The following is an 11,471-nucleotide window of genomic DNA, read 5'->3' on the forward strand; positions in this document are numbered from 1 at the left end:
GGGATTTTATAATCGTAAGCGAATCCATAGTAGCATTGGTTATAAAACTCCCCAAGCAATAGAAGATCTAGCTACAAAAGTAGCTTAGATTTAACTTTTTTGTGTCCAAAATATTGACTCAAATCCACTCCCTTAATTTAGTTAGCGCTTTTTGTTTAAAACATTCTAGCAAACATTAACAAAATCAAATTAGTTAAATTATTATACTAAGATAAAATCGTTCAACTTAAGAAAATATATTTTGCAGTTCAAGGCATTTAGATAAATTTTTCTACCTCCAATAAATCCATTTAATTTAATATAAACATAATTATATGTTTTCAATTGATATTCTCATATAAAATGGAATTTATCTATATCATATTCTTTAACGTAAATAAATATAAATAATTGTTTTAAAACTTTAAAAAGCTATATATATTTTACCTTAATTTGATTAAATTATGAAAGTTTTGATTGTAATAAAGAGATATATCCTACTCAGTAAAATAATGTTTGACAATGTAAAAAAAACAAATTACCATAATATGGTCAAACATTAAATTCCAATATTATTAGCAATAAAGTATTTAGTATGCAAAAAAATAAAGGAGATATTTATGAATAACAAAACTTTAAGAGATGAATATAGATTGGTTATATTATTAGCAAAAAAAGATTTAAACTCACATGAAAGGGAACACTTAGTGAATTTACTTCATAAAAACCTAGAGTGGGACAAAGTTATCGGGATGTTGGAAATGCATCGTGTGGCTGGAATAGCATGGTTAAATTTAAAACAATACTTTTTTAACGATGATAGTAACCGATGCTCTTTCCCAAGATTATACAAATATCTTAAGAATGCTTATTCCTCACAAAAATGCAGAACAGACGAACAGTTTAAATATACATCTGTAATCTGTGAATCATTAACGGAGAATAAAATAGAATATGTTCTTTTAAAGGGTATTAGTTTATCTAAATATATTTATGAAGATTTTGGACTTCGTGACTTTAATGATAACGACATTTTGGTTCATCCTGATGATATTGAGCGAGCTAAAAGTATAATATTATCACTTGGATATGAACAAGGTGAATATATACATCATACTAAAATAATAAAACCCAATCGTAAAAAAATGCTGATAAGAAAACTTAGTTCACATGAGATAGTTCCACTTGTAAAAAATGTTGCGGATAGTGAACATTTTCTTACTCAACACATAATTGATCTTCATTTTTCTGTTAATTTGATGACTAAAAATCACAACATCAATATTATTGATGAGCTTTTTGCAAAAAAAGTTGAAATAGAGATAAATAGTCAAAAGATATTTATGTTGAATAAAGAAAGTTTACTAATATTTCTAGCAGAACACTTTTATAAAGAAGCTATTTGTTACAGGGATGTTCAAAAGCATAAAGATTTGCTTTTATATAAATTATGTGACATCTATTATTTACTTACTAAAGAAGAAATAGATTGGAATTCGGTACTTGCTTTTGCAAAAAAATATAATTTTGAAAACCAAATATTTTTTGCGCTTAGATATATTCAAAAAATATTTGATACACCCTCTTTTGATTGGATTTTAAATAGCTTAATTGTAAAAAAAGATACACTATTAAATAATGTTTACCACTATGATAGTGATAGCCTTGCTTTCGTTTACAGTGATGAGAACTTAATTGAAAGAATGTTTGATATCTATAAGGTAAATAAAGAACTAATTAATCCTAAAATTTAATTTAGAGGAAAGTTTTAAGTTGTCTATTATTTGTTATTCACTAAAACAATTGGAAAAATAAAAGGGAGATCCTATGAATGAGAATTATAAGTATAAAACAGCTGTTTTTGATATAGATGGTACACTAATTGACAAAAATGAAACTTTATTTGAAGGAGTTTTGGAAGGTCTAACTTTACTTAAATTAAACGGTGTAAGTTTATTTATAGCTACAGGGAGAAATGTCCAATCAATTAAAAATTTGAGAGTTTCTCAAAATTTCTTTAGTTTATTTAATAGTAACTTGGTCCTTAATGATGGAAATGTAATTTATAATTACTTAAAAGATGAAATAAAGATTTTAAAATCCATACCAAATTTAACAGTTAAATCTATAATACATAATTATTGCGCTAATGCATCATTTGTAATTGAATCCAATGGTTTACTTTATTCAAATTCTAAAAGAGCTCTAATAAAATATAAATTAATTTATAGAATTTCAAGAGATGCCATAAAAATCATAGATATTAAAGAGCTAAGCGAACTTAATAACGTTACAGAAATACATCTATTCTATGAAACTAATAAAATTAATATGGAAGAAATATTATTTAAAAACGCTGATTTAAGCGGTTATAACATCCGGTATCTTGGCGGTATTAAATTATATCCAGCTAATTCTTGCAAAGCTGAGGGCTTAAAAAAAATAATTACCCCTATCGGAATTGATCTAAATAATGTAGTTGCCTTTGGGGATGCAGAAAATGATAAAACTATGTTAGAAAAGTGTCGTTTAGGAGTTGCTGTTCCTAATTGTAGGGAGGCTCTGCATACAGTAGCTAATTTAAAGCTTAAAACAAGTTTAGGACTTTATTTAAGCAATTGGAATAATTCACTAAAACCTATGCGGAAATAAAAATGTAATGCTACATTTCATTAATATTAATAAGTATAAAATAATGGGGCTGCAAAGTACTTTTCTAAGTAATCTTTGCAGCCTTTTCACGCTATAGGTCATTATGTTCATTTTTTTCTATCTTAAGATAAGAAAATTGCACCACTTGAAATATTGTTATTAAAAATCAAGGGATTCTTAGATAATTAATTTGTTTTTTAGTAATTAATTGTCTAACTTAATCTACGTGGCAATAGATCCGAAGCAAATAACGACATCTTTCCATTTGCAATCTTTAAACGATCATTATGATACATTAAAGAGGCTGCCCTTAAATCCCTAAAAGTGCGCTCTAATGTAGTTTCTGAATTTTTTAAATAACCATGATATAATCCTGCTACTTCAATTAATTTATCCACTGCTTTAAAAAGGTCTTCTGATCCTATTATTTTCAAATTATTTAAGTGAATATTAAAAGCCCTTGAACGCAATATATCTAATTGTTTGCTATTGTAATTTTCTTCATATACATTAACTACATGATTTAGATATACATCAACTGTATCTAACAATAAACGGATCTCTGATAAACGATAAATCATAATGTCAGAATTATATTTCTTTATCGACTTGTTTTTTCTAAATATTTTTATTAGCTGCTTAAAACCATTTTTAGCAGCACCTAACCAACTTGATACCCACATAATATGGGCCATTGGTATTAATGTATATTGAGCAACTTCCTCAAACTTAACTTTTGTCACTATATTTTCATCCTTTAATAGACCATTAATATGCATTGCCGTACTCTGAGTTCCTTTCATTCCCATAGCATTCCAATTACCAACTTGACTAATTTTCAATGCCGTTCGAAGCGCATAAATTAAAGAAACTTCAGAATCTAAACCATCTTCTTCTGCTTTTGTAGTAATTAAATAAGCATCCGCATAGGCACCACCAGTAACTGTAGGTGCATCTCTATTAATATGAAATTTATCTTTTGAAATCCAATTTAAAGGAGAATGGGATGTTAATAAATGCCCACCTTTTCCATATTCAGATGTTACTGAAGCGATGTATAACTGATCTTTAACTATTTCCTTAAGTATCGATTTTTTTGATTCATTATTTGTATATTTAACCAATGTCATTACCTGCTGACAGTGCATTCCCCATATCATTGAAGTTGATAAACAACCGCTACCTAAAATTTGAGCTACCTCAGATGCCTCTTTTATACTAATCTCATCCCCATTATATTCTTTAGGGATTAATAAGCTCATAAAGTTACTTTCTTTCAGAAGATTCAATCCATTAACAGGAAATTTATTATATAAATCAATTTCCTCAGATTCACTAACTAATAAATCTCTTATTCTCCATGCTTTATCTATCAAATATTCTTTTTTATCAATTTTCACTTTTCTAATCGCTCACTCTCCTTTTAACTTGCTGACTATACTCCATAAGTTACGACTACTTGAAAATGTGTCTTCAGTTAATAATTCATCTGGAAAAATTATTTCATAAGCTTCTTCAATTTCTAATAATAATTCAATAGAAGCTAAGGAATCTAATCCCAATTCTTTTAAATCTTTATTTTGATTATTAATATTTAATTCTTCTTGAAGGTGTGTGTTCATAATCTCTATAAAAACTTTATCCATTATTCTCTACTCCTCTAACAATCTTTAACGTGTGAGAACATATCACACTTTGATTTTTAATTATTATTTCTTTTGGAATTTCTCTACTTAGGAAGGCAATTAAGCTTGCAGTCAACCCATATGCTCCTACATTAGGTACAAATACAACATCGCCTGGTTGTAACTTACTTACACTAACATTTTTCGCCAAATAATCTAAAGGTGTACATAATGGTCCAACAATAGTAACAGTTTCCACTTTTGCGTTATCTTCTACAGATGTGTTTAATTTAAGTATATTAAGTTCTATGGTAGGTATTCTCCTTAATCCAGACATTCCCCCAAGATGATTAATACCAAAGTCTACGATACAGTATTTTCGGCCTTTGCTTTCCTTCACAGACTGTACAGTTCCTATTAAACAACCACATGTCGCTGTTAAGTATCTACCTGATTCAAACGCAATAGTTGGTCTATGATTGCCCTTAAAATACTTATTTAATAACGTCTCTAAACTACCCTTCAATTCCTTATAATCTGGTAGATCTAAATCTTTCCCAAACGGTGCTGCAAATCCCCCGCCAAAATCTATAAACTCAATATCAATAGATAATTTATTTTTCAAATTTAATATAGTTTCTAATATATTAGTATAATTCTCTACTAGTATATTCATATTGTTAAAATTAGATCCATTATAAATATGAAAACCATTTATCTTTAAATTTTTATTAGCCTTAAACAATTTAATTATATCACTATTAAGACACTCCTCATCAAAACCGAATTGAGAGGGAATGCCGGTCATTTTAATACTAGCGTTACCAACATTAAACGAAGGATTTATTCTTAAAGTAATATTTATTAATTTGCTATAATTCTTCGTTAAATCATTAATTATTTCCAATTCATTGAATGATTCAACAGAAAAATGACTAACATTCTTGGAAAGTGCATATTGTATCTCTTTTTTAGTTTTTCCTGGACCAGTATATAAGCAATGCTCTGGAGGCCCGCCAACATCCAATACAGTGTCTAGTTCACCAGTAGATGAGATTTCAGCATAACATCCGAGATTGATTAAGTGTCTAGTGATCTCAGGGTTAGGATTTGCCTTTAGAGAATAATAAATTATACTTTCATCAGGAAGTGAATTTATTAATTTTTGATATGATTTAGTTAGTTCTGCTAAATTATAAACGTACAATGGACTACCATATTCTTCAACTAAACAATTGTAATCAACCATCTAAATCTGACTCCTAATCTCTCGTAGTTTTGACTTATCAATTTTTTTATTTACAGATACAGGCATTTCTTTTAAAATTAAAATTTCATCTGGTATTTTATAAGATTCTATTCTTTCCATAAGCTTTTCCTTAACATAACTTATAGATTTATCTGTTTTTAAAAAAAGTATAGATTTCTTAACCAGGTCATCAGGCGGAATTAATACAGCTATTTCTGCTAAATTCAGATTATAAACTGTATCTTCAATTTCTTTTAAACTAATTCTAAAACCTTTTTGTTTATAATAGTCACCCGTTCTTCCAATAAAATAGAGATAACCATCGTTATCTATTTTAAATAAATCTCCTGTGTAAAGGGTATTAATTACTCCATGAATGTTCTTTTTAAATTTCTCATTAGTAAGAGAGTTGTTGTTCCAATACCCTGTCATGACGTTAGGACCTTCTACTACTAACTCACCAATTTCTCCTACTTTTAAACTATTACCCTGTTCATTAACAACATAGCACTTAACACCTTGTAAAGGTTTTCCAACCGAACCAGGTTTAATAGCAATTTCATGTGGTTTTAGTATCGATACCCTTTTACATTCAGTCAGACCATACATAGGATAAATTTTACAATTAGGGATTAACACTTCAAGCTTTGAAATATATGATAAAGGCAAACTCTCACCAGTATTAGTAATAATTCTTAGCGGAACATCATTACGATATCTAGGTAACAGCTTAATTAGACCCTCTGTTAAATGTGGAACAGAAGGTAAAATAGTAACTTTCCATTCCTTTAGGAACTTTACAAATTGGACCCCAGCTAGACTAACTTCTCCCAATGCTAAAGTCGCTTTATTATAAAAGCTTAAAAATATTTGGTATAGGCCATAATCAAAGGAAAAGGGTAAAAAATTACCAATTATATCACAATCATTAATTTCTAAAACTTCAGATATTGCTTTAGTGCAAAATATAACATTAGAATGGGGGGAAACAACGGCTTTGGGCCTCCCAGTACTTCCAGAAGTATAAATCAATAATGCTAAGTCCATTTCTTCAATCTCATCAGATAGCAATTTGTGTTTATCATAATTTTTTATTTCTTCTTTGACAGTATTCATCAATATTATTGGATTTATAGATATTTTTGATGAATTATATTCTTCACTAATTATTAATTTGGGATTACAGTCACTAACAATATAGTCGTAATTATATTTTGTAGTCTGCGAATTTATAATCACAGATACACCACCAACACGAGAGATACCCATTAATAAGCAGATTAAATCAATACTATTTGGTAGTTTTAATAATATTCGATCTCCTTTTTCTATACCTTGTTGTAATAAATAATTACCAAATTGAAAACTTCTTTCTTGTACCTCCTGGTATGTAATAACCTCATCTCTAGCTATTAGTGCCGTTTTCTTTTTATATTTCCTTGCCACATTATCAAGTATCTGGTGAATATAGTTCATGTTTCCTCCTATTCATATACTTATTTATAATTCTTTTTTTTAGCAATCATGGAAACTCCTAACAATTGTTATTCTATAATATTTACAAATCTTTTTCTACATTTATTCAATTAATTATCCATCTAGATAAATTTTAGCTTGTTCTTTGTATTTTATTAGAACATGTTATGTAATAAATTGATAAAATTCTCTTTTTTGACTTTACAGCTTTTATCTAACTATAAAGTCAGCCAAAACTATTTTCTATTTTAATTCACCCTTATAAGATATTTAAATAAAATTAATCAAACGTTTGCTTAAAGAATCAAAGCTTGTATAATGTAAACCTTTTAGGAATATGAAAAACTATTGAAGAATACACGTGTAACCGTCAAGTAGAATTGAACACTTTTTGCTCATTAACTTTGAACACTTTCGTGCTCAAAAATGGTAACTCTATGTTTCATACGATAACTATCACCATTTAAGTGAATAACTTCTGCACGATGAACAATTCTATCTAGTATAGCTGTCGTGATACCGGGATCTCCAAGAAGTTCGCCCCATTCACTTGGGCCCTTGTTGGACGTCAATATGATTGACGAATGGTTATACAAATCGTTGATTAAGTGAAAAAAGAGATTGGCTTCTCGCTGATCCATAGCCATAAACATTAAATCGTCTATAATGACGAGGTGTGCTTCTCGAATTCTTTTCATTTGTGTTTGAGCTTTTCGAGTAAATTCCTCTGTTTTTAATGTGTGTATGAGTTCTCCCATTGAAATAAACATCACCTTATATCTCTGATAAATTGCTTCTATGCCCAGTCCGGCTGCCAGATGGTTTTTGCCAACACCTGGCGGTCCAAGAATAATAAGATTAAACAATTGATCTAACCAAGTTAAATCTTTCAATTGATTTAATTGTTTTTGACTTAGTGATTGTTGTTCTGACAAATTAAATTCGTCTAACGTTTTGTGATAGGGAAGTGTAGCCCACTTTAACCGCCTTTCAATTAACTTTTCTTCCCTACGTTTTTGCTCGTATTTTAATACATTTCGAAGAAAAGTTAGATAGGAATATTGATTTTTATTAGACGTGTCCACTAAATTCGGAAGTTCTTGAGCTGTTTCAGACAAGTTTAATGAACGTAGTAAATCTTGATCTTGTTTGAGTTCACTCATGGTGGCCGCCCTCCAAGATAACAAGATATTCATTGATATCTCTTTTTTCTGGAATTGTAGATACAACTGAAAGTGCTTGGACATGTAACGTTTCAATTGTACAATCATCATCAATTGGTGTGGTCACTTGTTGTCGGTGTAAGTGAGCGACAATGTCTGTAAACTCATTTGCACTATATAATTTTCGACTGATACACTCTGATAATGCCTGTTCTAATACCGTTTCCTTTGTTTGGTGAATTTGCTTACTCATTAGTTGTAACTGATCACGTATATAACGAGGATGATTTTTTCTTACTTTCTCTAAATATTCTTTTGCTATTTCTGGCTTTTGGAAATGCTTAGACAACGTTTCTATATATGCACTAATACCCCTTGATCGATCACGGGTGTGATTGCGATCTTGCACCAGTTGTCCCTTTCCTTTCCAAATATTGTGTTTACCTATGATTTCACCTGTTTCTGAATCACAAATCTTCAAAATTTCTCCTTCAATTGATAAACAAACCACTTTTCCATACGGAGAATATGTGCCTAATGGGACTGAATAGCGATTTGATCTATTCAAAACTGTGTTGTCCTTTCGGACAGTCCTTGTTATACTTGTGCTAGTTGGTTTTTGATCAATATTTCCAGTATTGATCATCTTTGAGGTTGGTCGTAAGTGTTGTTTTTCAAGGGTAAACACTTCGATTGGCCTCTTTTTTATTGTATGATGAGTTTTGTTGTTTCCTGTTCGTTGTAACCATTTCTGTCCTTGTTCATTCCATGAGTCTAAGTGAGTAAAAATACGATGCTTGGCAAAATTATATTTAATAAATCCCAACACGTTTTCTATACGCCCCTTACTCTCTGGATCAGCTTTCCGGCATACCCGTAATTTTAAATCGAGGTCTCTACGGTATGTCTCTAATTCTCAAGTAAGAATTAGATCACCCGCATTTTCACTTACCACGATTAAATTATCCTGATCATAAACCAACTCAAAAGGGATTACTTCAAAATAATAAAAGGCATTTTCATGTGCTTGAATAACATTCCTTGTAATAAATGGCCAATCTAACCACTCCATATATTTATAACGGGAGTGGGACAATACAAATGCAATAAAATACAGTTTTATGCTTTTTCCCTCAATGTTTTTTTGCGTTGTCATCCCAAAATCAACCTGTGCTTGCTGTCCCATAGGTGGATCAGGTATTGCTTCATAGGAACGAGATCTTGTTTGTTTTGGGATATCGTACTCAGAACGAAGTTCTTTAACGTAAGAGCGTACTGTACTTTCTCCCGCTTGCACATCCCCATATCTTTCGTGTAACCAATCATATATTTGTGCTGCTGATACATCTGGATATTTTCTTAACCAGCTAAGAATCAGTGTTTTATGCTTGTCTAGTTTCTTTGTTCTAAATTGCATCGCGTCTATCCATTCCGCCATCTCTTTTGGTTCCTTATTAAGATAACGGTATAGTGTTGTTCTTGATATTTGTAACTTTTTAGCGATATTACTCTTTGAGAAACCTTGTTTTAATAATTGATGAATTTCCATGTACACTTGCCATTTTTCCACCTTTCATATCCCCCTATATCATGATATCTTCTCTCAATCTATCATAATATGGAAGTTATTTGGTAAAAAAGTGTTCAATCTTGGTTATCGGAAACTGTCTACTTTAGTTTAGCAGTCACAACACGTCAAAAGGTACAAAAAATAAATTTAGAATTCTTGAAAGAACCATTTATAAACGTAACTTATAACGGTAATGCCACAAATTATGTCATTCAAAGTGCCATCCAAAAGGCAAACGCAACCATTCTCTCAGCATTTGCTGAAAAAACGCCAGGACATTAGGCAACGTCAAACTAAAAGGATTACTTTAGCTAAGTCTCAATGAAAGCACTTAGGAAGACCTCGTACTCCCCACCACTCAGATAGTTATCGATGCTTATAACGAATGAAAAGAAGGAAGAAACACAGCTACAGCTGTTATGAGAAGGAGTAATATAACTAGTAGTACTACATTCTACAGAGTAGTTAGAAGATATGAGCGGGTAATAAAAGATTATACGAAAAAATAATATAAATAGTAATTTTCGAAAGCGAGGATACATACTGATGAAAATGATATCAATAATATTGTACCTAGTTATATTTTCAATTATCGTCTTTTTAATAGAGATCTTTCTTTGGATGAAGAAAAAGGAACTTACTGCCCCTGCATTAAAAAGGGTAATAGGAGCAAGCATATGTTTTTTAAGTTTGGGAGTACTCCTTATCCTTAAAGATACTGTCACAGCCACTTACACCAATGTAAACCCATTCTTTATACAAGAAGCAGAATTCTCAATTGGATTTTTAGCAGCAATTATATTGGGATTTATTCTATTAATAAGCACCCTAACAGCTATCAGACACTAAATAAGAAAGGAATGAAAATCATGAAATATTCACTTCAAAAATTATTGAGTTTTTTCACAATACCACTCGCAATGGCTATTCCCTTTACATTATTAATCCTTTGCATCCTAATTTCATTTAATATCGAGCCGACAAAATTTTCAGGTGACTTTTACTTCAATTTACAGGATTCCATATTTATATCTGTATGGAATTTGATAAAGGCTTCAACAATAAAACTTTTAATTCCTAGCTATCTATATTCTCTTGTAATGTGGACACTTATTTATGTTATCTGGAAGTGGATTAAAAAATCTCTATTAAACATAATAAAAGATAATCAATTTTAATTAATAAACAGTATGGAATGGCTTAAATTCACGCTGTTTTTCTGTTATAAACGAAAAGTAGAGAGGTCTGATATTCATGCAAATGATCCATGATACAATACAAGGATTTTTCTTTTATTTATTAAGTAAGTAAGGGAAGAAATGGAAGCTGCACCCAAAACAAAAAAAGGTTATACTGTTGCCATGCTATGCAATATTGCTAGTGTAACTAGAAGCAGTACAAATGGATAAAGCGGTACGCGACACCTTCTGAAAAACAATTGGAGGATGCCGAAATCAAGAAAACGATAGTAAAGTGTCATAAAAAGCTTTGAGGAATTTATGGATACACAAGAGTACAAGTCTGGTTGAAAATCACCTATAATCTTCATATTAATCATAAGCGAGTACAGAGATTAATGAGTGAATTAAGGATCAGATCCCATCGCTATCAAGCTAATAAAAAGAAATGCCCCCTAAAATGAAAAAATACGCTATTCTTTCTGTAGAATCATAGGAAAGGATGGCGTTTTTTATGTCTGTTTCTGTTTCTAACGAATTACAACTATTTGCTCAAGAGATTCAAAGTGCCCTATCTCC

11 protein-coding genes and 1 pseudogene are annotated in these 11,471 nt (G+C 30.4%); 5 read left to right on the forward strand and 7 right to left on the reverse strand.

Features of this window, described 5'->3' with window-relative positions; translation table 11 throughout:
* The first annotated feature begins 599 nt into the window (after positions 1-599).
* Positions 600-1,733, forward strand: coding sequence for a nucleotidyltransferase domain-containing protein (locus CO726_RS29390; protein ID WP_099686640.1), 1,134 nt, complete (start codon positions 600-602; stop codon positions 1,731-1,733).
* A 73-nt stretch (positions 1,734-1,806) separates the two neighbouring features.
* Positions 1,807-2,631: an HAD-IIB family hydrolase gene (locus CO726_RS29395; RefSeq protein WP_099686641.1), complete on the forward strand. Its 825-nt coding sequence runs from the start codon at positions 1,807-1,809 to the stop codon at positions 2,629-2,631.
* Between the two features lie 212 nt (positions 2,632-2,843).
* Here CO726_RS29395 and CO726_RS29400 read toward each other — a convergent pair whose 3' ends face one another.
* From CO726_RS29400 to CO726_RS32710, 7 genes are all read right to left on the reverse strand, one after another.
* Positions 2,844-4,031, reverse strand: a complete 1,188-nt coding sequence (locus CO726_RS29400; RefSeq protein WP_099686642.1) for an acyl-CoA dehydrogenase family protein — start codon at positions 4,029-4,031, stop codon at positions 2,844-2,846.
* A gap of 12 nt (positions 4,032-4,043) precedes the next feature.
* Positions 4,044-4,277 (reverse strand): phosphopantetheine-binding protein, encoded by a 234-nt coding sequence (locus CO726_RS29405; RefSeq protein ID WP_245916835.1) that lies wholly within the window; start codon positions 4,275-4,277, stop codon positions 4,044-4,046.
* On the reverse strand, positions 4,270-5,505 hold the full coding sequence (locus CO726_RS29410) for a type III PLP-dependent enzyme domain-containing protein (RefSeq protein WP_099686643.1): 1,236 nt from the start codon (positions 5,503-5,505) through the stop codon (positions 4,270-4,272). Before CO726_RS29410 ends, CO726_RS29405 begins: the two co-directional genes overlap by 8 nt.
* On the reverse strand, positions 5,506-6,981 hold the full coding sequence (locus CO726_RS29415; RefSeq protein ID WP_099686644.1) for a class I adenylate-forming enzyme family protein: 1,476 nt from the start codon (positions 6,979-6,981) through the stop codon (positions 5,506-5,508).
* Between the two features lie 398 nt (positions 6,982-7,379).
* Positions 7,380-8,144, reverse strand: coding sequence for an IS21-like element helper ATPase IstB (gene istB / locus CO726_RS29420; protein ID WP_099686645.1), 765 nt, complete (start codon positions 8,142-8,144; stop codon positions 7,380-7,382).
* Entirely contained in the window at positions 8,137-8,973 is an 837-nt protein-coding gene (locus tag CO726_RS32705) for a hypothetical protein (RefSeq protein ID WP_245916838.1), read from the reverse strand. The genes istB and CO726_RS32705 overlap by 8 nt, the downstream gene beginning before the upstream one ends.
* A gap of 87 nt (positions 8,974-9,060) precedes the next feature.
* Positions 9,061-9,714 (reverse strand): helix-turn-helix domain-containing protein, encoded by a 654-nt coding sequence (locus CO726_RS32710; RefSeq protein WP_245916839.1) that lies wholly within the window; start codon positions 9,712-9,714, stop codon positions 9,061-9,063.
* 135 nt (positions 9,715-9,849) lie between these two features.
* Between CO726_RS32710 and CO726_RS32715 the strand changes: the two are divergent.
* From CO726_RS32715 to CO726_RS33290, 3 genes and pseudogenes are all read left to right on the forward strand, one after another.
* Positions 9,850-10,223: pseudogene (locus CO726_RS32715) on the forward strand (recombinase family protein); the annotation flags it as partial.
* A 37-nt stretch (positions 10,224-10,260) separates the two neighbouring features.
* Positions 10,261-10,563, forward strand: coding sequence for a hypothetical protein (locus CO726_RS29435; RefSeq protein WP_099686646.1), 303 nt, complete (start codon positions 10,261-10,263; stop codon positions 10,561-10,563).
* Between the two features lie 646 nt (positions 10,564-11,209).
* Positions 11,210-11,356: a helix-turn-helix domain-containing protein gene (locus CO726_RS33290; RefSeq protein ID WP_099686648.1), complete on the forward strand. Its 147-nt coding sequence runs from the start codon at positions 11,210-11,212 to the stop codon at positions 11,354-11,356.
* The last annotated feature ends 115 nt before the right edge of the window (positions 11,357-11,471 follow it).

This window comes from Bacillus fungorum (assembly GCF_002746455.1).
Taxonomy (GTDB): domain Bacteria; phylum Bacillota; class Bacilli; order Bacillales; family Bacillaceae_G; genus Bacillus_A; species Bacillus_A fungorum.